The sequence below is a fragment of the Mycobacterium sp. IDUB_5 genome (genome assembly GCF_055419565.1).
The window spans coordinates 1-20,788 of record NZ_JBVAXX010000010.1 but is presented as its reverse complement, the minus strand read 5'-3'; the positions used below and the strand labels follow the sequence as shown (position 1 = coordinate 20,788).

General features: G+C 69.4%; 22 protein-coding genes and 1 pseudogene. 16 read left to right on the top strand and 7 right to left on the bottom strand.

Features of this window, described 5'->3' with window-relative positions:
• Position 1 precedes the first annotated feature (1 nt).
• A complete protein-coding gene (locus ACZY1G_RS27195) occupies positions 2–628 on the bottom strand; it encodes a TetR/AcrR family transcriptional regulator (protein WP_463824103.1) in 627 nt (208 codons plus the stop codon).
• 100 nt (positions 629–728) lie between these two features.
• Between ACZY1G_RS27195 and ACZY1G_RS27190 the strand changes: the two genes are divergently transcribed.
• Positions 729–2,075 (top strand): alpha/beta hydrolase family protein, encoded by a 1,347-nt coding sequence (locus tag ACZY1G_RS27190; protein WP_463816551.1) that lies wholly within the window; start codon positions 729–731, stop codon positions 2,073–2,075.
• On the opposite strand, the gene ACZY1G_RS27185 is transcribed toward ACZY1G_RS27190, so the two are convergent.
• Entirely contained in the window at positions 2,049–2,669 is a 621-nt protein-coding gene (locus tag ACZY1G_RS27185; protein WP_463824101.1) for a hypothetical protein, read from the bottom strand. The genes ACZY1G_RS27190 and ACZY1G_RS27185 overlap by 27 nt on opposite strands.
• 49 nt (positions 2,670–2,718) lie before the next feature.
• Between ACZY1G_RS27185 and ACZY1G_RS27180 the strand changes: the two genes are divergently transcribed.
• Together ACZY1G_RS27180 and ACZY1G_RS27175 are read left to right on the top strand one after the other, a co-directional pair.
• On the top strand, positions 2,719–3,552 hold the full coding sequence (locus ACZY1G_RS27180) for a DUF3097 domain-containing protein (protein WP_463824100.1): 834 nt from the start codon (positions 2,719–2,721) through the stop codon (positions 3,550–3,552).
• Between the two features lie 9 nt (positions 3,553–3,561).
• A complete protein-coding gene (locus tag ACZY1G_RS27175; RefSeq protein WP_463816548.1) occupies positions 3,562–4,890 on the top strand; it encodes a replication-associated recombination protein A in 1,329 nt (442 codons plus the stop codon).
• 17 nt (positions 4,891–4,907) lie between these two features.
• Here the strand turns inward: ACZY1G_RS27175 and ACZY1G_RS27170 are convergent, their stop codons facing one another.
• Both ACZY1G_RS27170 and ACZY1G_RS27165 read right to left on the bottom strand, forming a co-directional pair.
• On the bottom strand, positions 4,908–5,414 hold the full coding sequence (locus tag ACZY1G_RS27170) for an FBP domain-containing protein (protein WP_463824099.1): 507 nt from the start codon (positions 5,412–5,414) through the stop codon (positions 4,908–4,910).
• A 252-nt stretch (positions 5,415–5,666) separates the two neighbouring features.
• A complete protein-coding gene (locus tag ACZY1G_RS27165) occupies positions 5,667–5,984 on the bottom strand; it encodes a GlsB/YeaQ/YmgE family stress response membrane protein (RefSeq protein ID WP_463816546.1) in 318 nt (105 codons plus the stop codon).
• Between the two features lie 110 nt (positions 5,985–6,094).
• Between ACZY1G_RS27165 and ACZY1G_RS27160 the strand changes: the two genes are divergently transcribed.
• The 9 genes and pseudogenes from ACZY1G_RS27160 to aroB all read left to right on the top strand — a co-directional run bounded on the left by ACZY1G_RS27160 (position 6,095) and on the right by aroB (position 15,313).
• On the top strand, positions 6,095–6,484 hold the full coding sequence (locus ACZY1G_RS27160; protein ID WP_463817158.1) for a secondary thiamine-phosphate synthase enzyme YjbQ: 390 nt from the start codon (positions 6,095–6,097) through the stop codon (positions 6,482–6,484).
• A gap of 97 nt (positions 6,485–6,581) precedes the next feature.
• The gene (alaS, locus tag ACZY1G_RS27155; protein WP_463816545.1) at positions 6,582–9,278 is read left to right on the top strand and encodes an alanine--tRNA ligase; all 2,697 of its coding nucleotides are present in this window, start codon (positions 6,582–6,584) and stop codon (positions 9,276–9,278) included.
• A gap of 5 nt (positions 9,279–9,283) precedes the next feature.
• Positions 9,284–9,814 carry a Holliday junction resolvase RuvX gene (ruvX, locus tag ACZY1G_RS27150; protein WP_463816544.1) on the top strand — a complete coding sequence of 177 codons (531 nt, stop codon included), beginning with the start codon at positions 9,284–9,286 and terminating at the stop codon, positions 9,812–9,814.
• On the top strand, positions 9,807–11,054 hold the full coding sequence (locus tag ACZY1G_RS27145) for an endolytic transglycosylase MltG (RefSeq protein ID WP_463816543.1): 1,248 nt from the start codon (positions 9,807–9,809) through the stop codon (positions 11,052–11,054). Before ruvX ends, ACZY1G_RS27145 begins: the two co-directional genes overlap by 8 nt.
• Positions 11,032–11,868, top strand: coding sequence for a shikimate dehydrogenase (locus ACZY1G_RS27140; protein ID WP_463824098.1), 837 nt, complete (start codon positions 11,032–11,034; stop codon positions 11,866–11,868). The genes ACZY1G_RS27145 and ACZY1G_RS27140 overlap by 23 nt, the downstream gene beginning before the upstream one ends.
• A gap of 9 nt (positions 11,869–11,877) precedes the next feature.
• Positions 11,878–12,321, top strand: a complete 444-nt coding sequence (locus tag ACZY1G_RS27135) for a prepilin peptidase (RefSeq protein WP_463816541.1) — start codon at positions 11,878–11,880, stop codon at positions 12,319–12,321.
• A 45-nt stretch (positions 12,322–12,366) separates the two neighbouring features.
• A complete protein-coding gene (aroC, locus tag ACZY1G_RS27130; protein ID WP_463816540.1) occupies positions 12,367–13,581 on the top strand; it encodes a chorismate synthase in 1,215 nt (404 codons plus the stop codon).
• A pseudogene (locus tag ACZY1G_RS27125) lies at positions 13,581–14,102 on the top strand (shikimate kinase); the annotation flags it as partial. The gene aroC and the pseudogene ACZY1G_RS27125, both read left to right, overlap by 1 nt.
• 134 nt (positions 14,103–14,236) lie before the next feature.
• Positions 14,237–15,313, top strand: a complete 1,077-nt coding sequence (gene aroB / locus ACZY1G_RS27120; RefSeq protein ID WP_463816539.1) for a 3-dehydroquinate synthase — start codon at positions 14,237–14,239, stop codon at positions 15,311–15,313.
• On the opposite strand, the gene ACZY1G_RS27115 is transcribed toward aroB, so the two are convergent.
• Positions 15,310–15,717 (bottom strand): hypothetical protein, encoded by a 408-nt coding sequence (locus ACZY1G_RS27115; RefSeq protein WP_463824097.1) that lies wholly within the window; start codon positions 15,715–15,717, stop codon positions 15,310–15,312. The genes aroB and ACZY1G_RS27115 overlap by 4 nt on opposite strands.
• A 15-nt stretch (positions 15,718–15,732) precedes the next feature.
• Positions 15,733–16,353: a B-4DMT family transporter gene (locus ACZY1G_RS27110; RefSeq protein ID WP_463816537.1), complete on the bottom strand. Its 621-nt coding sequence runs from the start codon at positions 16,351–16,353 to the stop codon at positions 15,733–15,735.
• 33 nt (positions 16,354–16,386) lie between these two features.
• Between ACZY1G_RS27110 and ACZY1G_RS27105 the strand changes: the two genes are divergently transcribed.
• From ACZY1G_RS27105 to ACZY1G_RS27090, 4 genes are all read left to right on the top strand, one after another.
• Positions 16,387–17,472, top strand: a complete 1,086-nt coding sequence (locus tag ACZY1G_RS27105; protein ID WP_463816536.1) for a M24 family metallopeptidase — start codon at positions 16,387–16,389, stop codon at positions 17,470–17,472.
• Between the two features lie 21 nt (positions 17,473–17,493).
• A complete protein-coding gene (efp, locus tag ACZY1G_RS27100; RefSeq protein ID WP_463816535.1) occupies positions 17,494–18,057 on the top strand; it encodes an elongation factor P in 564 nt (187 codons plus the stop codon).
• A complete protein-coding gene (nusB, locus tag ACZY1G_RS27095) occupies positions 18,054–18,569 on the top strand; it encodes a transcription antitermination factor NusB (RefSeq protein ID WP_463816534.1) in 516 nt (171 codons plus the stop codon). The genes efp and nusB overlap by 4 nt, the downstream gene beginning before the upstream one ends.
• A 66-nt stretch (positions 18,570–18,635) precedes the next feature.
• Positions 18,636–19,511: an HpcH/HpaI aldolase/citrate lyase family protein gene (locus tag ACZY1G_RS27090; RefSeq protein ID WP_463816533.1), complete on the top strand. Its 876-nt coding sequence runs from the start codon at positions 18,636–18,638 to the stop codon at positions 19,509–19,511.
• Here ACZY1G_RS27090 and ACZY1G_RS27085 read toward each other — a convergent pair.
• On the bottom strand, positions 19,471–20,676 hold the full coding sequence (locus ACZY1G_RS27085; protein WP_463816532.1) for an FAD-dependent monooxygenase: 1,206 nt from the start codon (positions 20,674–20,676) through the stop codon (positions 19,471–19,473). The genes ACZY1G_RS27090 and ACZY1G_RS27085 overlap by 41 nt on opposite strands.
• Positions 20,677–20,788 lie beyond the last annotated feature (112 nt).

The window sequence follows — 20,788 nt, the reverse complement described above, 5'->3', positions numbered from 1 at the left end:
GCTAGGTGCGGGTGATGCCGGTGATGCCGCTGAGGACGAAGCGCACGAGCGCGTGGTGACGCTGCTCGATGTCGTCGGTGTGCATCCGGCCCAGGGTGAGGCTGTCGAGCCGCATGTTGTTGGAATAGGTGTGAAGGGTCGCTGCGACCATGTGGAGATAGGCGTCATGCACGGCGGCGTCGTCGGAGGTCGGGAACAGATCGCGTAGGGCGCTGATGAAGTCGGCGGCAATCGCATTGAACTCGTCGGCGATCAGCGACCTGATGGGGTGTCCGGAGTTCGCGAGCTGGGCGATGAGGCGAAAGTAGTTGTCCCACCCGGCATCTCCGGCCCGCTCCCGCATCGGCTCGACGAACGCGTCGACGAGTGCGCGGAGGCGCCTGTGGTGGGACGCCTTCGTGGGCATAGCGGCGAGGCGCATGCGGCGGTCCTCGTTGAGGGGCCGGATACGGCGGAGGACCACCGCGCGGAACAACCCTTCCTTGCCGCCGAACCGCTCGCTCACCGCTGCCAGCCGGGTGCCGGCGTGGTCGGTGATGTCTCTGACGCTGACACCGAAGTACCCGCGCGCGGCGAACAGTTCCTCCGCGCTGTCGAGCAACCGTTGCTCGACGTGAGACCTCGTCATCGTCGACCCATCCTCGATCAGGCGGAACGATTGTTCCGCTCGCCGCTGGGTCGATGCTAACCTCGGAACAATTGTTCCGGTGTGCGTCGAAGGGATCGGCATGTCCACGGTCACTGTGCGGAACAAGCTCCTGGTCACCACCTGCGCGATGACACGCACCACGAACCTGGTCGCACGCTGGCGGGGAGCGGCACCCTTCCTGCCGAGATTGTTCGTCCTGCGCTACGCCAACATGGGCGGTCTCGATTCGCGCGAGTTCGCCGAGCAGATCGGGGCGGCACGCTCTTTCAAGGCCGACCGATGGTGTGTTCACTGGAATCACATTGCCGCACAGCATCTTCGGCGGTGTAACGCCGCGCTCCGCGACCTCGGTCAGAGCTACGGGTACACCGAGGTGCCCGATCTCGACGCCGTCGGATCGATCACCAGAGGTCAGATAGGCGTACTGCAGAAGATCCTGAGCCCCGGCGCGGCCCTGTTCGCCGACCACGGGCCGCAGCCGAGCGTTCACGCGATCGATGCCCTGCTCACCGACCACGACGGTGCCGACCGCTCACGCGTCTCCGCCGCGTTCGCTGCGATCGACGCCTGGGTGAAGGCGCTGACGTACTACCAGGTCAGCGCCTTCCCCGGCCACGATCCGCATCGGATGGCCGCCTACCACCGATCCCGGCGTCTGTTCGACGTCCTGGTGCAGACCCTTGCGCCGGCGATCGACGTGCAGGTCGAACAGGTCGAGGTCGCCGCCGGCAGCGGTCAGACGGTGCGCGGATGGCTCATCCTCCCGGCGACGCCCGGTCCCCATCCCGTCGTGCTGACCACCAACGGTCTGGAAGGCACGGTCCAGGAACTCGCCGTGGCGCTGCTGCGCTACCGCGGAGCGGGACTGGCGACGTTCCTGATGGAGATGCCCGGGAGCTACGCCTACACCGAGCCGATGAGCGCCAATTCGGAGGCGATCTACCGCACGGTCATCGACCGCCTCGCCTCCGACGACCGCCTGGACCCCGATCGCATCGCGTTCGTCGGTGTCAGTTTCGGGGGGTACTGGGCGGCCCGCATGGCCGCCACCGGCTCCCGGCTCGCGTGCGCCGTGGCGTGCGGCGCACCCACCCACCACTCCTTCCGCGGCGGCTTCGGCATGCCCGACGTGATCATCCACGCACTGGCGCAGACCCTCGGTGTCACCAACCCGATCGCCCTCGTTCGTGCACTGCGCAGGTTGTCCATTCGAGATCGCTACGCCGACATCACGATTCCGCTGTTGGCGATCAACGGCAGCCACGACACGCTGCTGCGCACCCAAGACACCATCGACCTGGCTGACGCCGCACGCGACGCCACGCTGTTGCTCTATCCCGACGACGACCACTGCGCCATGGGGCACTACCGGCAATGGCTGGACTACTCGCAGGACTGGCTACGACGACACCTCGCGGCGGTCTGATCCCCGACGAGCAGCCGATCCAGCTGAGCTGAGGAATGCTCGGCCTCGGGGCGACAGCCGGTAACCGACGTCCAGGCTGATCGTCAGGCCCAATCCCTTGAGCTGGCGCACCCGGCGCTTGAACCGTGGCACGTCCATTCCGAAGCCGGCCGCCAGATCCGGTGCCCGCACGCCTTCGTTGGCGCCGATCGTCGCCAGGTAGTCCCGGGTCCACGGCTGCTCAGCGGCGCCGTCCCACCGGTCCAGGCGTGCCGCGATGGTCGCGACGTCATCAGCTGAGAGTGCGTCGTCGGCGGCAAGATCGGGGCGCTCGTCGGGAGCGAGGAACGACACCGCGATCACGTAGGTGTGCGCGGCGGGGCGGCGATCCAGGTCGGCGTTGGCGGTCTTCGCATCCGGATACCCCGCCGCGCGGGCCTGCGCGGCGGTCACGCGGCGGCGGCCGGGAAGCTCGGTGACGTCGTCGATGCGGATCGTGCCGGCCTGGGTGCGCTGGGTGCCGCCGGGTTTGGCACGCGGAGCGTCCCAACGCCGCAGCACGCAGGTGATGCGGCCCTCGGCGATACCCTCCGCCGTAGCCCGATCGAGCAACACACGGGCGATGGTAAACGCCAGAAGGCTGCTGTCTCCCTACGATCACCCGGTGGCCGATCGTTACGGCGCCGACATCCTGGCGCAGAACCCGCACCGCAAGCCCCGCTCGACCGAACAGCCGATCGAGATCGGGATGGTCGTCGAGGACGCACAGACCGGTTTCGTCGGTGCGGTGGTGCGGGTCGAGTACGGCCGCATGACCCTCGAGGACCGGCACGGCCGTACCAAACCGTTCCCGGTCGGGCCGGGTTACCTGATCGACGGCAAGCCCGTGATCCTGACCGCACCCAAAAAGGCCGCTCCCGCGGCGCCGACGCGCACCGCGTCGGGGTCGGTCGCCGTCGCCGGCGCGCGCGCGAAAGTCGCACTGGCCAGCCGCATCTACGTCGAGGGCCGGCACGACGCCGAACTCGTCGAACAGGTGTGGGGCGAGGACCTGCGCGTCGAAGGCGTGGTCGTCGAATACCTGGGCGGCGTCGACGATCTCGCGGCGATCGTCGCCGATTTCCGGCCCGGCCCGGGCCGGCGCCTGGGTGTGCTGGTCGACCACCTGGTCGCCGGTTCCAAGGAGGCGCGCATCGCCGAGCAGGTGCGCCGGGGCCCCGGCGGTCAACACACGCTCGTGGTCGGACATCCGTTCATCGACATCTGGGAGGCCGTCAAACCGGCGCGGCTCGGGGTGGCGCGCTGGCCCGTCGTGCCCAAAGGCCAGGACTGGAAGCACGGCGTGTGTGAAGCGCTGGGCTGGCGGCACCGCGACCAGGCCGACATCGCGGCGGCATGGCAGAAGATCCGCGGTCGGGTACGGGACTGGACCGACCTGGAACCCGAGCTGATCGGCCGCGTCGAGGAGCTCATCGACTTCGTCACCGCACCCGTGTAAGCAGGGATCGTGTCCGACAGCCTGTTCGACGTTCCCGGCGAGCGCGCGCCCACTGATGCGCAGCTGGTCGGGGCGGCGGTTCCGCTGGCCGTGCGGATGCGGCCCGCATCGCTCGACGAAGTGGTGGGGCAGCAGCACCTGCTGGCCGGCAACTCGCCGCTGCGCAGGCTCGTCGAGGGCTCGGGTGCGGCGTCGGTCATCCTCTACGGGCCGCCCGGTACCGGCAAGACCACCCTCGCGTCGTTGATCTCGCAGGCCACCGGCCGCAGATTCGAGGCACTGTCGGCCCTGTCTGCAGGGGTCAAAGAGGTGCGCGCCGTCATCGAAGAGGCGCGGGTGGCGCTGCTGCGCCGCAGCGAGCAGACGGTGCTGTTCATCGACGAGGTGCACCGGTTCTCCAAAACCCAGCAGGACGCGCTGCTCGCGGCGGTGGAGAACCGGGTGGTGCTGCTCGTCGCGGCCACCACCGAGAACCCGTCCTTCTCGGTCGTCGCGCCACTGCTGAGCCGCTCGCTGATCCTGCAGCTGCAGCCATTGACCCCCGAGGACATCACAGCAGTGCTGCGCCGCGCCCTCGACGACGAGCGGGGACTCGCCGGAAAGGTGCCGATCACCGACGAGGCGCTCGACCTCCTCGTGCAGCTGTCCGCGGGTGACGCGCGGAGGGCCCTGACCGCGCTCGAGGTCGCGGCGGAGTCCGGCAGCATCACCGTCGAGGTGATCGAGCAATCGCTGGACAAGGCGGCGGTGCGCTACGACCGCGACGGCGACCAGCACTACGACGTCGTCAGCGCGTTCATCAAGTCGGTGCGCGGCTCCGATGTCGACGCCGCGCTGCACTACCTGGCGCGGATGCTGGTCGCGGGGGAAGACCCGCGGTTCATCGCACGCCGGCTGATGATCCTGGCCAGCGAAGACATCGGGATGGCCGATCCGACTGCGCTGCCGACGGCTGTGGCCGCCGCCCAGACCGTTGCGCTGATCGGGATGCCCGAGGCGCAGTTGACGCTGGCGCACGCCACAGTGCATCTGGCCACCGCACCCAAGTCCAACGCCGTCACGACCGCACTCGGAGCGGCGATGGCCGACATCCGGGCCGGCAAGGCGGGTCTCGTTCCGGCGCATCTGCGTGACGGGCACTATTCGGGTGCGCAGAAGCTGGGCAACGCCGTCGGCTACAAGTATGCCCATGACGAACCGGGTGGTGTTGCCTCGCAACAGTATCCGCCGGACGACGTGGTCGGCGTGGACTACTACCGGCCGACCACCCATGGCGCCGAACGTGACATCGCGACCCGGGTGGAGAAGCTACGTGCCATCATTCGCCGCAGACGATGAGATCTGCTGACTCGGCACTAATCGCTGGGGGCCAGCACCCTGTCCACGAATCCCCGCACCTTGCGGCGCAGTTGATCGACCCTCTGGGCCCGGATCAGGTCCAGGTCGGTGCCCTTGTGAAAGGCCGGCGGTAGCCGCCGCACGTTGCGCGAGCACCCGAAGTCCGCACACACCAATGTGCCGATGGTGCCGCCCCTACGCCCCGCCGCGCCGGCGCGACGCGCGGTGTAGAGCACGGCCTCCGCGGGGAGTGTGACGTCGGTGCACCAGGTGCACATGGCGCGCCCCCGTGGCGTGGCGGCTGCCCGGGTGAGCAGGAGTGCGACGGGCCCGTCCGGGTCTTCGATGACGAGGTAGGCCCGGCGCGGGATCTTGGGGTCGGTCCAGCCGTAGAACTCCAGCGCATCGAAGTCGACGGCGTCGAAATCGGTTGCGAAGGTGACCTTTTTGATCTCACTGCGGGTCGCGCCGCGGAATGCGCCCAGGATCTGGGCGCGGGTGTAGGCGTGCATGAAGGAATCCATCCGAGGAGGCGGTGCGCACGCGGCGCACCAGATGAGTGAGGAAACGACTGTGTCGCCGACCCGCAGGTCGGCGACGGGGCGCGGTCATCTGACGTCGGCGGGAGCGCCGACGACCTCCTCGACTCGGATGTTCACTGGGCACACGTTAGCGGGCGGCCCCGTTGGGGGCCAGCGGATTTCCTGCCTGAGAACGGGGGTGATCCCGACTGGTCGGGGGCCCAGCCGGGATCACCACGAACGGAGTCGAACGCGTCAGCGCAGGATTCCGGATCGGCGGCCTCCGCCCATCAAACCGGTGCGGCTGCGCCGCCGGCCCATGAGCGAGGCCACCAGCGCCACGCCCAGCGCGGCGACGACGACCTGGACGAGAAGCTCCATCCAGTCGATCCCGTTGGTGGCGGTCGGAATTCCGACCGCACGAGCGATTGCAGTACCCACGAACGCGGACACGATGCCCACCAAGATGGTGAGCAGCATCCCGATGGGCTGCTTACCCGGCAGCACAAGCCGGCCGAGGACGCCGACGACGATGCCGATGAGAATTGCAGTGAAGATACCGGTGACGGTCATGGTTCCTCCAAGAGTTGGGGCTTCAGCGGTGGCTACCCGAGCCCGGTCGGCAATAAACGCACGCGTCAATGGCTGACGATTTCCGTAGGGTCGGCGCAATGGACACTCACGTGCTCGAGGTGGACACCAGCCGCCGACGGACCGTCGATCTGACCGACGACGTCCGCGATTTCTGCGCCTCCCGCGGTGACGGGTTGTGCAATGTCTTCATCCCACATGCCACCGCCGGGGTGGCCATCATCGAGACCGGTGCAGGCTCCGACCACGACCTGGTGGACACGCTCGAGCGCCTGCTGCCCCGAGACGACCGCTACCGCCACGCGCACGGGTCGCCCGGACACGGCGCCGACCACGTGCTGCCCGGCCTCGTCGCTCCGTCGGTGACCGTGCCGGTGAGCGGCGGAGAGCCCCTGCTCGGCACCTGGCAGAGCGTGGTGCTGGTGGACCTGAACAGGGACAACACCCGGCGCAGTGTCCGCCTCAGCTTCGTGTCGGGGTGAACGTCTGCCACGGTAGGGGCCCGGTACTGTGGTGCGGTCGAGTATTCGCAGGTGGCGGCCGATCGGCCCCGCTGACCAGACCCGAAGGGCAGCAGGAGTGCAGACACACGAGATCAGGAAGCGGTTCCTTGATCACTTCGTGAACGCCGGACACACCGAGGTGCCCAGCGCATCGGTGATCCTCGATGACCCCAACCTGCTGTTCGTCAACGCCGGCATGGTGCAGTTCGTCCCCTTCTTCCTCGGCGCCAGGACCCCACCGTGGGACCGTGCGGTGAGCATCCAGAAGTGCATCCGCACCCCGGACATCGACGAGGTGGGCATCACCACCCGGCACAACACCTTCTTCCAGATGGCGGGCAACTTCAGCTTCGGCGACTACTTCAAGAAGGGCGCCATCGAGTTCGCCTGGTCGCTGCTGACCAACCCGGTCGAGCAGGGCGGCTACGGGTTCGATCCGGAAAAGCTCTGGGCCACGGTTTATCTCGACGACGACGAAGCGATCGGTTACTGGCAGGAGGTGGCCGGCCTGCCTCTCGAGCGGATCCAGCGGCGCGGCATGGCCGACAACTACTGGTCGATGGGCATCCCCGGTCCGTGCGGACCGTCCTCGGAGATCTACTACGACCGCGGCCCGGAGTACGGCATCGAGGGCGGCCCGGAGGCCAACGAGGACCGCTACATCGAGATCTGGAATCTCGTGTTCATGCAGAACGAGCGCGGTGAGGGCACCTCGAAGGAGAACTTCGAGATCCTCGGCCCGCTGCCGCGCAAGAACATCGACACCGGCATGGGTATCGAGCGGGTGGCGTGCCTTCTGCAGGGCGTGGACAACGTCTACGAGACCGACCTGCTGCGTCCGGCGATCGACCTGATGGCCGCCCGCGCGCCGCGTGGCTACGGGCAGGGCAACCACACCGACGACGTCCGCTACCGCATCATCGCCGACCACAGCCGCACCGCGGCGATCATCATCGGCGACGGGGTCAGCCCCGGCAACGAGGGCCGCGGCTACGTGCTGCGTCGACTGCTGCGCCGTATCATCCGGGCCGCCAAGCTGCTCGGCATCGAGGACGCGTTCATGGCCGATCTGATGGCGACCGTGCGTGATGCCACCGGACCGTCATATCCGGAGCTGGTCAACGATTTCGACCGCATCTCACGCATCGCCGTCGCCGAAGAGGCGGCGTTCAACCGCACGCTGGCCTCCGGCTCGAAGCTCTTCGACGACGCGGCGCAATCGACGCGGGCGGCCGGCGCCACCGTGTTGTCCGGCACCGATGCGTTCACCCTGCACGACACCTACGGCTTCCCGTTCGAGCTGACGTTGGAGATGGCCGCCGAGGCGGGCCTGAGCGTCGACGAAGAGGGCTTCCGCGGTCTGATGACCGAGCAGCGCCAGCGGGCCAAGGCCGACGCGGCCGCGCGAAAGCACGCCCACACCGACCTGAGCGCGTACCGCGAGCTCGTCGACGCCGGACCCACCGAATTCACTGGCTTCGACGAATTGACCAGTGAGGCAAGAATTCTCGGCATCTTCGTCGACGGTAAGCGGGTGCCGGTGGTATCGCACACCGGGCGCGAGGGCGCGCAGGAGCGGGTCGAACTGATCCTGGACCGCAGCCCCTTCTACGCCGAGTCGGGCGGTCAGATCGCCGACGAGGGCCATATCAGTGGAACCGGCTCGTCGGAGGCCGCGAAGGCCGCGGTCACCGACGTGCAGAAGATCGCCAAAACGCTGTGGGCGCACCGCATCAACGTCGAATCAGGCGAGTTCGTCGAGGGCGACACCGTGACCGCGTCCGTGGACCCTCAGTGGCGCCGCGGCGCGACCCAGGGCCACTCCGGCACCCACATGGTGCATGCGGCGCTGCGACAGGTGCTGGGCCCCAACGCTGTTCAGGCCGGCTCCCTCAACCGGCCCGGCTATCTGCGGTTCGACTTCAACTTCCAGGGCGCCCTGAGCGATGAGCAGCGGACCCAGGTCGAGGAGGTCACCAACGAGGCGGTGCAAGCCGACTTCGAGGTGCACACCTTCACCGAGAAGTTGGAGAAGGCCAAAGCGATGGGCGCGATGGCGATGTTCGGCGAGTCCTACCCGGACGAAGTCCGCGTGGTCGAGATCGGCGGGCCGTTCTCGCTGGAGCTGTGCGGCGGCACGCACGTCGGACGCTCGGCGCAGATCGGGCCGGTGACGATCCTCGGCGAGTCGTCGGTCGGCTCCGGTGTGCGCCGCGTCGAGGCCTACGTCGGGCTGGACTCCTTCCGGCATCTCGCCAAGGAACGCGCGCTGATGGCGGGGCTGGCCTCGACGCTGAAGGTGCCCTCGGAAGAGGTGCCTGCCCGCGTCGCGACGCTGGTGGAGCGGCTCCGGGCCGCCGAGAAGGAACTCGACCGATTGCGGTTGGCCAGCGCGCGTGCCGCGGCGGTGAACGCGGCCGCGGGCGCCGAACAGGTCGGTAAGGTGCGGCTCGTGGCGCAGCGGATGGCCGGTGGGATCTCGGCGGGCGATCTGCGGTCCCTCGTCGGGGACATCCGCGGCAAGCTCGGTAGCGATCCGGCCGTCGTCGCACTGATCGCCGAAGGAGAAGACGACGCGGTCCCGTTCGTCGTGGCCGTCAATCCGGCCGCGCAGGACCTCGGACTTCGGGCGAACGATCTCGTCACCGTTGTGGGCGCCGCGGTCAACGGCCGCGGCGGCGGCAAAGCCGACCTCGCGCAGGGCTCCGGTCGGGGCGCTGCGGGCATCGACGCAGCACTCGCGGCGCTGCGCGCGGAGATCGGCCGGAGCTGACCAGAGTGCCCGACGCCTCGAACGACGCCGACCGTGCACCGGACCGACCCGGTGACCCGGCCGCGGCGCCGGATCCGGGACGCGGCCGCCGGCTCGGGGTGGACGTCGGTTCCGTGCGCATCGGGGTGGCGGTGAGCGATCCCGACGCCATGCTGGCGACCCCCGTGGAGACGGTGCCCCGAGACCGGCGCGGCAACCGCCACGTCAAGCGACTGGCCGGGCTCGTCGACGAGTACCAGGCCGTCGAGGTCGTGGTCGGTCTCCCGCGCACGCTGGCCGACCGGGCCGGTTCCTCGGCGCGCGACGCGGTCGAGGTCGCCGACGAGCTGGCCGAGCGGATCTCCCCGGTGCCGATCCGCTTCGTCGACGAACGCTTCACCACCCTGACCGCGCAGCGCGCGCTGCGCGAGGCCGGGGTCCGGGCCCGCGGCCAGCGGGCTGTCATCGATCAAGCTGCGGCGGTGGGGATTCTGCAGAACTGGCTGGACCAGCGGCGGGCGGCGCTGTCCCCACAAGGAGAGGCCAGGGATGGCTGACGACTGGCACGGCGACCGGGCCGAACCGCTGGCGGTGGGGCCGCCGCGGCAGCGGATGACCCGCCGACAGCGTGCGCGCGAGAACCGGCTGCGCCGCCGGCGGCGAGTGGCCGCGGTGACCGCCGTGTCGGTCGTCGTCGTCGTCGCGGTCGTCGCGGTGCTCCTCGGATCGCGGATGTGGAACTCGCTGTTCGGTAACGCCGACAGCGACTACACCGGCAGCGGCGTCAACGACGTCGTCATCCAGATCCACGACGGTGACTCCACGACGGCCATCGGTAAGACATTGCTCGACAACAAGGTCGTCGCCACCGTCAAGGCGTTCGTCGACGCCGCCGACGGCAACGACGCGATCGCCGCGATCCAGCCGGGCTTCTACAAGGTGCGTACCGAGATCCCCGCGTCGAGCGCGGTGACGCGGCTCGCCGACCCCGCCAATCGTGTCGGCAAGCTGGTGATCCCGGAAGGCCGTCAGCTCGACGACGTGTCGGACGTCAAGACCAACGCGGTCACCGACGGCATCTTCACGCTGATCTCGAAGGCCACCTGCGTGGACCTCGACGACAACCAGCGCTGCGTCTCGGCCGCGGATCTGCGGGACATCGCGGGCACTGCGGCCCCGGCGGCACTGGGAGTGCCCCAGTGGGCGGTGGGGCCGGTGACCGCGATGGGCGCCGACCACCGGCGTCTCGAGGGCCTGATCGCGCCAGGTACGTGGAACATCGACCCGTCGGCGACTCCGCAGGAGATCCTGTCGACGCTGATCACCAGCAGCGCCGGGCAGTACGAGCAGAGCGGACTGCTCACGACCGCCACCAGCCTCAACATGTCGCCCTATCAGATCCTCACGGTCGCCTCGCTGGTGCAGCGCGAAGCCAAACCGCAGGACTTCTCCAAGGTGGCGCGCGTCATCTACAACCGGCTCGCCGAGAACCGCACCCTCGAGTTCGACTCCACGGTCAACTTCGCCCTCGACCGCATCGAGGTGGCCACCACCGACGGGGACCGGGCCCAGGCCACGCCGTGGAACACCTACGTGCGGCCCGGGCTGCCGGCCACCCCGATCTGCTCGCCCGGCGGCCCCGCGCTGACCGCGGCCGAACAGCCCGCGCCGGGAGACTGGCTGTACTTCGTGACGATCGACATGCAGGGCACCACGCTGTTCACCCGCGAGTACGAGCAGCACCTGGCCAACATCGAGTTGGCGCGCCGCAACGGTGTGCTCGACTCGGCCCGCTGAGAGGGTGGGTTCCGCTCGCCGGGCGGCCGTGCTGGGTTCGCCGATCGCCCACTCGCGGTCCCCGCAGCTGCACCTGGCGGCCTACCGTGCGCTCGGTCTCGACGGTTGGACCTACCAGCGCATCGAGTGCACCGGTGAGCAGCTGCCGGCCATGGTGTCTGCCTTCGGGCCGGAGTGGGTCGGTGTGTCGGTCACGATGCCCGGCAAGTTCGCCGCGCTGCGGTTCGCCGACGAGGCGACTGAGCGGGCCCGGCTGGTGGGGTCGGCCAACACGCTGGTGAGGTCCCGGGCCGGATGGCATGCCGACAACACCGACGTCGACGGTGTCATCGGCGCGCTGGCCGACGTGGCGCGCACCGAGCGCGCCGTCGTGATCGGCTCGGGGGGTACGGCGCCGGCGGCCGTGGCCGGCCTGGCCGCGCTCGGTACGAGCCACGTCACCGTCGTCGCGCGCAGCGCCGACAGAGCCGCCGGCGTGCTCGAGGTGGCGCGGCGCAGCGGCGTCCCCGCCGACTTCTGTGACCTGCAGGGAGCGTCTCTGACCGGGGTTGTCGCCGATGCGCAGGTGCTGGTGAACACGATTCCCGCCGACGTCGTGGCGCCGTATGCCGACGTGCTGGCGGGCGCGCCGGTGCTGCTCGACGCGATCTACGAGCCGTGGCCGACGCCGCTGGCCGCAGCGGTCGCCGCGCGGGGCGGCCGCGTGATCAGCGGACTGCACATGCTGCTCAACCAAGCGTTCACCCAGGTGGAACTATTCACCGGGTTGCCCGCCCCCAAAGAGGTGATGAGGGCGGTCCTTCTCGGCGCATAGCCTCGACGGGTGGGGGAGGCGGCGGTCGTCGTGGTGTCGGGCTGGCTGATCGCGTTGAGCGCCTACGACCTGCGGTGTCATCGCCTGCCGAACCTGCTCACGCTGCCCGGCGCGGCGGTGATCCTGACGGCGGCCGCGCTGTCCGGCCACGGTTCGGGTGCACTGCTCGGCGCACTGTCGCTGGCCGGCATCTATGCGGCGGTGCACCTGTGCGCGCCCGGTGCGCTCGGCGCCGGCGACGTCAAGCTCGCCCTCGGTGTGGGCGGCCTGACCGGTGCGTTCGGCGTGCAGGCGTGGGCGCTGTGCGCGGTCGGCGCCTCACTGCTGACCGGGCTGTGGGGCGCGGCGCGCGCGCTGCGCGGCGTGCGAACCCCGGTGCCGCACGGGCCGGCGATGTGCCTGACCGCGGCCGCTGCGGTGATGGCGGTGCTGACGGACCCCGCGCTGGGGTGATCACCGTTTTCCGGACCTCGGCCGCCTCATGCGAAACTGGGACACGTGTTGCGATGGACCACAGCAGGGGAATCCCACGGTCGTGCGTTGGTGGCGATGGTCGAGGGGATGGTCGCCGGAGTCGAGGTGACCTCTGCCGACATCGCGGCCGCCCTGGCGCGTCGCCGTCTCGGCTATGGCCGCGGGGCCCGGATGAAGTTCGAGCAGGACCAGGTGACGATCCTGGCCGGACTGCGGCACGGACTGACGCTGGGAGGGCCGATCGCGGTCGAGATCGGCAACACCGAATGGCCGAAATGGGAAACCGTGATGGCCGCCGACCCGGTCGATCCGGCCGTGCTGGCCGACAGCGCCGCCCGTAACGCGCCGCTGACCCGGCCCCGGCCCGGCCACGCGGACTACGCCGGCATGCTCAAGTACGGCTTCGACGACGCCCGTCCCGTCCTCGAGCGGGCCAGTGCCCGCGAGACCGCGGCCCGCGTGGCCGCGGGCACCGTGGCGCGGGCGTTCCTGCGCCAAGCTCTCGGTGTGGAAGTCGTCTCGCACGTCGTGTCCATCGGTGCCTCCTCACCGTACGACGGGCCCCCGCCGCAGCCCAGCGACCTCGCGGCGATCGACGAGAGCCCGGTCCGCGCGTTCGACCCGGCCGCCGAAGCGGCGATGATCGCCGAGATCGAAGCCGCCAAGAAGGACGGCGACACCCTCGGCGGTGTGGTCGAGGTGGTGGCCCACAATCTTCCCATCGGCCTCGGCTCGTTCACCAGTGGTGAGAACCGGCTCGACAGCCAGCTGGCCGCCGCGGTCATGGGCATCCAGGCGATCAAGGGCGTGGAGATCGGCGACGGGTTCGAGACCGCGCGCCGGCGCGGCAGCGTCGCCCACGACGAGATGTACCCCGGCCCCGACGGCGTGATGCGCTCGACCAACCGGGCCGGCGGCCTGGAAGGCGGCATGACCAACGGGCAGCCGGTCCGGGTGCGTGCGGCGATGAAGCCGATCTCGACGGTGCCCCGCGCGCTGGCGACCGTCGACATGGCCACGGGGGAGGAAGCGGTGGCGATCCACCAGCGGTCCGACGTGTGCGCGGTGCCCGCGGCGGGCGTGGTCGTCGAGACGATGGTGGCGCTGGTGCTCGCCCGGGCCGCTCTGGAGAAGTTCGGCGGCGATTCGCTGGCCGAGACCCGCGCCAACATCGAGAGCTACCTGCGCGCCGTGGCTGCGCGCGAGCCCGCCATCGACGGGGTCAGGGCGTCGGGCTGATGGCTCCGAAGGCAGTGCTCGTGGGGCTGCCCGGATCGGGCAAGTCCACGATCGGCCGACGGCTGGCGAAGGCGCTCGAGGTCGAGATGCTCGACACCGACGTCGCGATCGAGAAGAGCACGGGCCGCACCATCGCCGACATCTTCGCCAACGACGGCGAGCCCGAATTCCGGCGCATCGAAGAGCAAGTCGTCCGCGAGGCGCTGGCGTCCCACGACGGCGTGCTGTCCCTCGGCGGCGGCGCGATCACCTCGCCTGGCGTGCGCGAGGCGCTGGCCGGGCAGACGGTCATCTACCTGGAGATCAGCGCGGCCGAAGGGGTGCGCCGCACCGGCGGCTCGACCGTGCGCCCACTGCTGGCCGGCCCCGATCGCGCCGAGAGGTTCAAAACGCTGATGTCGCAGCGTGTTCCGCTGTATCGGCAGGTGGCGACAATGCGTGTGAACACGAACCGCCGGAACCCGGCGGCAGTGGTGCGCCACATCGTCGCGCGCATGGAGAGCACTGCTGCAGCACGAGCCGATCGCCGCCGCCGCAGACCGTCGTGGCGGCGTGCCCCGATGTCGTTGACGGCGGCACCCTCGACGGAAGCGCCGCCCAGTCCCGCCGCCGTGGCGGCCAGGAAAGGATCCCCGTGTCGACGCAAGGACGTGCCGTGACCGAACCGGTGACCGTCGAGGTCCACACCGACCCGCCGTATCCCGTCATCATCGGTACGGGGCTGCTCGGCGACCTCGGCCGCATCCTCGACGGTCGGCACAAGGTCGCGATCCTGCACCAGCCGACGCTCACCCAGACCGCCGAAGCGATCCGAGCTCACCTGTCCGACAAGGGCATCGACGCGCACCGCATCGAGATCCCAGACGCTGAGGGCGGCAAGGAGCTGCCGGTCGTCGGCTTCATCTGGGAAGTGCTGGGCCGCATCGGGATCGGCCGCAAGGACGCGATCGTCAGCCTCGGCGGTGGCGCCGCCACCGACGTGGCCGGCTTCGCCGCGGCGACATGGCTGCGCGGGATCGACATCGTGCACGTGCCCACCACGCTGCTCGGCATGGTCGACGCCGCGGTGGGTGGCAAGACCGGGATCAACACCGACGCCGGCAAGAACCTCGTCGGCGCGTTCCATCAGCCGACCGCCGTGCTGGCCGACCTGGCGACGCTGGACAGCCTGCCGCGCAACGAGATCGTCGCCGGAATGGCTGAGATCGTGAAAGCCGGTTTCATCGCCGATCCGGTGATCCTCGACATGATCGAGGCCGATCCGCAGCAGTCGGTGGAACCGGGCGGCGATGTCCTGCCCGAGTTGATCCGGCGTGCGGTCGCCGTCAAGGCGGAGGTGGTGGCCGCCGACGAGAAGGAATCGGCGCTCAGGGAGATCCTCAATTACGGCCACACCCTGGCGCACGCGATCGAGCGGCGAGAGCGCTACCAGTGGCGCCACGGTGCCGCGGTGTCCGTCGGGCTCGTGTACGCCGCCGAATTGGGCCGTCTCGCAGGACGTTTGGACGATGCGACCGCCGAGCGGCATCGCGCGATCCTGACCTCGCTGGGCCTGCCGGTCAGTTACGACGCCGACGCGCTGCCGGCGCTGATGGAATCGATGCTGGGGGACAAGAAGACTCGGGCGGGCGTGCTGCGGTTCGTGGTCCTCGACGGGCTCGCCAAACCGGGTCGCCTGGAAGGGCCCGACCCGTCGCTGCTGGCGGCGGCATACGCCGAGGTGGCGCGCTAGAAGCCGGTCCGGTCGGCGATGCGCTGCCTCACCGCGGCCTTTCCCCGGGCGAGCGTCTGCGTGCCGAGCCGGGTGACCAGCCACGCCAGCTGCGGATAGTTCTGATCGAACCAGCTGTCGTACATCACCAGCTCGGAGTGCTCGAGCAGTTGCAGTGCCTCGAGTACCGGGCGGGCCACGGGATAGAACGCTGCCGTGTTGACCTTCACGAAGCCGCTGTCGTGGGTCTTGGGAAGATCGCGGAAGATCCACGCGATGACGGCGTCACGGCTCAGCGAGCCGTCCCCGGCGGCGAACGCGGCCATCAGCTCGACCGCCACCTCGGCCGGTGGAGCCGTGTTGAGCCAGTCGATCATCGGTTGCGCGGCGGCTCGCTCGGCAGGGCCGGGCTCGAACAGCGCCACGCGCAGCGTCGAGTGCTAGTTGTCGCGGCGTGTGGTCGTGTCGGTGTCGTCGTGCTCGGCCACCGCGACCGGGGACGTGTGCCGTTCGGTCTCGGAGTTGTCGTAGTCCCGCACGTCGTCCTTGTCGTAGCTGCCGTCCCTGTCGTCGCGCACCGCGGCGAACACGTCGGTGTCGGCGCGGTCGTCGTCACCATCGCGGCGGCGCGGTGCGTCGGGCGCCTTGCGGTCGACGAGCCAGCGGCCCAGCCCGACGCCGATGATCGCGAACAGGAAGACCAGCAGCGCGGTGAACGCGGCAAAGGTGGTCAGCTCGTTGATCAGGCCCTCGACGTAGAGGTTCTTGTAGAACACCCCGATGAACCAGGCGACCGCGCCGCTGACCACTCCGGCGAACAGCCCGGCCAGCAGCCACGTCATCGCGAGATCCGAGCGGCGGTCCGGGTCCGGGTTGGCGCGGGCGTCGGCGCGCCCGTCGATGTGACCCCAGATGAACACGGCCACTGCGTACAGCACCACGAGGACGACGCTGATCAATCCGGCCTTGGTTTCGAAGGTGTTGATCAGTGCTCCCTGCAGCAATCGGACGATCACCATCAGGGCGGCGAACACCAGTCCGCGCAGCAGCCACTTGCTCATGAGGCCTCACCTTAGCGAGTAGCGTCAGCCGTCGTGACCAATTCCGCCCGCCGCGACCGGCTGCGCCAGCATCTGGCCGAGGCTGAACTCGACGCCATGCTGGTGACAGACCTGGTCAACGTTCGCTATCTGTCCGGATTCACCGGCTCCAACGCGGCGCTGTTGGTCCTCGCCGAGGACGACACGCCGGTGCTGGCCACCGACGGCCGCTACCGCACGCAGGCCGCCGTGCAGGCCCCGGACGCCGAGGTCGTCATCGAACGTGCCTGTGCGCCGCACCTGGCAGTGCGGGCGGCCGCGGCCGGGGTGCGCAGGCTGGGATTCGAGAGTCATGTGGTGACGGTCGACGCGTTCACCACGTTGACCGAGACGGTCGGGCAGCGGGTCGAGTTCGTGCGCGCGGCCGGCGTGATCGAGACGTTGCGCGAGGTCAAGGACGCGAGCGAGCTCGCGCTGCTGCGGCGGGCCTGCGACGCCGCCGACGCGGCACTGCACGACCTGGTGCAGCGTGGCGGCCTTCGCGCCGGGCGTACTGAGAAGCAGGTACGCAATGAGCTGGAGGCCTTGATGCTCGACCACGGTGCCGACGGCGCGTCGTTCGAGACGATCGTCGCGACCGGGACCAACTCGGCCATCCCGCACCACCGGCCGACGGAGGCGGTGCTCGCCGCCGGTGACTTCGTCAAGATCGACTTCGGTGCGCTCGTCGGCGGCTACCACTCGGACATGACGCGCACCTTCGTGCTGGCGCCGGTCGCGCAGTGGCAGCACGACATCTACGGACTGGTGGCACGCTCGCAGCAGGCGGGGCGGGAGGCGCTGGCGCCGGGCGTCGCACTCAAGTCCGTCGACGCCGCATCGCGGCAGGTCATCGCCGATGCGGGGTATGCCGACAACTTCGGCCACGGCCTCGGGCACGGGGTCGGCCTGCAGATCCACGAAGCGCCGGGAATCAACGGCGCAGCCGCCGGTACACTGCTTGCTGGCTCCGCAGTGACCGTCGAGCCCGGTGTCTACCTGCCCGATCGCGGCGGCGTCCGCATCGAGGACACGCTGGCGGTCACCCCGGAGGGGCCCGAACTACTGACCAGGTTCGGCAAGGACCTGATGATCCTCTAGACGCTAGGAGTACACCCCACCGTGGCATCGACCGCCGACTTCAAGAATGGGCTCGTCCTGCAGATCGACGGCCAGCTGTGGCAGATCGTCGAGTTCCAGCACGTCAAGCCCGGCAAGGGCCCTGCCTTCGTGCGCACCAAGCTCAAGAACGTGGTGTCGGGCAAGGTGGTCGACAAGACCTACAACGCCGGGGTGAAGGTGGAGACCGCGACCGTCGACCGGCGTGACGCCACCTATCTGTACCGCGACGGCTCGGACTTCGTGTTCATGGACTCCGAGGACTACGAGCAGCACCCGCTGCCGGAGGCGCTGGTCGGCCGGCTGGCGGGGTTCCTGCTCGAGGGCATGCCCGTGCAGATCGCGTTCCATGACGGCACCGCCCTGTACCTGGAGCTGCCGGTGACGGTGGAGCTGCTGGTCAGCCACACCGAGCCCGGCCTGCAGGGTGACCGGTCCAGTGCGGGCACCAAGCCGGCCACGCTGGAGACCGGTGCCGAGATCCAGGTGCCGCTGTTCATCAACACCGGCGACAAGCTGAAGGTCGATTCGCGCGACGGTAATTACCTGGGAAGGGTCAATGGGTGAGTGACCGTCGAGGTGATCGGGGTCGTCATCAGGCCCGCAAACGCGCGGTCGATCTGCTGTTCGAGGCAGAGGCCCGCGACATCACCCCCGCCGAAGTTGCCGAGGGGCGAAATGCGTTGGCGCAGAATCGGATCGATGACGACGCAGACGAAGACGGTATTGCACCGCTGAACCCCTACACGGTGACGGTGGCGCGTGGCGTCACCGAGCACCGGGCTCACATCGACGATCTCATCTCGTCGCATCTGCAGGGCTGGACGCTGGACCGGCTGCCCGCCGTGGACCGGGCGATCCTGCGCGTTGCGGTGTGGGAGTTGCTGCACGCCGAGGACGTACCCGAGCCGGTCGCCGTCGACGAGGCGGTCGAGCTGGCCAAGCGGCTGTCGACCGACGATTCGCCGGGATTCGTCAACGGGGTGCTCGGCCAGGTCATGCTCGTGACGCCGCAGATCAGGGCGGCCGCAGCGGCAGTGCGCGCCGGAAGCAACGGCACCGACGGCGCGGTTGGGTGAACTCTCGCATTGCCTCCCATGAACTAAATGTGCGCAACCTGGTGCTGACCGGGCCGGTCCGCGAGCATGGCAGAGGTGACGGTCTTCCCTGAAGCGCAGTGTGTCCATCGGCCACACTGGTCGTTGGCGCGGACCTGGTTGCTGGAGCCCGCGCGATCAGGCTGCTGGCGTGCCCTGTCGTCGCAGGCCGACGTCGTGGTTCTCGACATCGAGGACGGGCTGCCCGATGCCGACAAGCCGGCGGGCCGGCACGTGGTCTCCGAGTTCCTACGCGGCGACGGGCAGGCCTGGGTGCGGATCAGCAGCGCGGGCACACCGGACTGGCACGCCGATCTGGACGCGGTGGCCGCGGCGCCGGGGCTGAACGGAGTGATGCTCGCCAAGGTCGAGTCCGCGCATGATGTGGTCTCGACGGCGCAGCGGTTGCCGGCCGGGACGCCCGTCGTCGCGCTGATCGAGTCCGCGCTCGGGATCGAATCCGCCCTGGAGATCGCGCGCTCGTGCGCACGAATCGCGTTCGGGATCGGCGACTTCCGCCGCGACACCGGCATGTGCGCCGATCCGATGGTGCTGGCCTATCCGCGCGCCCGCCTGGTGATCGCGAGCCGGGCCGCCGGACTGCCGGCACCGATCGACGGCCCCACGCTGCGCGACAACGCCGCAGATCTGCCTCGAGACACCGAGATCACCAAGGCTGCGGGGATGACGGGTCGGCTATGCCTGGATGCCGGCCACACGGGGACGATCAACGCGTTGCTCAGCCCGTCACCCGACGAGATCGACGCCGCGCGTGCCACCCTGGCTCGCCTCGATGCGCCGAGCAGTCACTACGACGGCAGCTCCGGACCCACCCGTGCCCGCGCCGAGGCGATCCTCGACCTGGCCGCCAAACTCGGCGTGCTCAGCGATACTCCGGCAGCGTCATCGAATCCGCGGTGGTGAACCACTTCTTCTCGGCGATCGACCGGAACGGCCACCGCTGGCACCACTTCATCACCGCCGCGGTGATCACGATGTCGGATTCCCGCATCGGCGCGTAGCCTTCGATCCCGCGCGGCAGGTCCTGGCACCGGTCGACGAAGGGGCGCATCGCCTCCTCGTAGCGCGCGAGCGCCGGGGCGAGCCGGGTGGCGTCGAAGTGCTTGGCAGGTCCGAGCTCACCGGCCAGGACGTAGGCGCCGACGAGTGCCAGGGTGGTGCCCATTCCCGACAGCGGGGAGGCGCAATAGCCGGCATCTCCGACCACCGTGACCCGGCCCGACGACCATGCAGACATCTCTACCTGCGCGAACGCGTCGAAGTAGAAGTCGTCCGCGACGCCCGCGGCGGCGAGCAGCGCATCGCACTGCCACCCCGCTCCGGCGAAGCGCTCGACCAGGATCTGCCGCTGCTCGTCGATGTCGTGGCGGTCGTAGTCCAGCGGTTCGGACTGAAAAGCCAACCCCGCCTTGGCAATCGCCGGGTCGTGCGACGGACGCATCGATGCGTTCAGGCCGCCCGGCGCCTGGTAGAGCAAGAACCAGCCGTCGAGCCCGACAGTGTCGGGAGCGGAGAACCACGCGTGATAGCCGCCGATGGGGCGAACGTAGCTCTCCTCGGGACCGAACGCGATTCTTCGCACCGCCGAGTGCGGCCCGTCGGCGCCGACCACCAGATCGACGGTCACCCGCGTGCCGTTGGCCAGGGTTGCGATGACCCCGCTCTCGTCCTGTTCGATGCCGGAGACCGTTGCGCCGAACCGGTAGTCGACGTCATGGCGGGTGGCCTCGTACAGCACCGCCGCGAGGTCGCCGCGCAGGATCTCCAACGACGACACCAAACCGTTGCCGCTGAAGGCGGTGACCGGCATCTCGGCCCGCCGGCTGCCATCCGGCTTCACCCACGCCGCGCCGCTCTGTTGAAGCGCCCTTGCCCGCATCTCGTCGAGCAGTCCCATCCGATCGACGACCTCGCGGCCGGTGCCCCGCAGATCCACGGTCTGGCCGCCGGGCCGGATGCCGGACGCGAGTTCGAGCACTATCACCCGGTAGCCCGCGCGATTCAGCCAGAACGCCAGCGATGGACCGGCGATACCGGCACCGTTGATCAGCACGGTGGGGTTCTGCATACCCGTAATGTACTGTGCGCCAGCAGCTGTCACGGTCAAGCTGAGCGCTTCAGGTGAGTACTCAGTTCGACGATGTCGATGCTGAGTCCTCCTTCGATGACGCTGTAGCGGC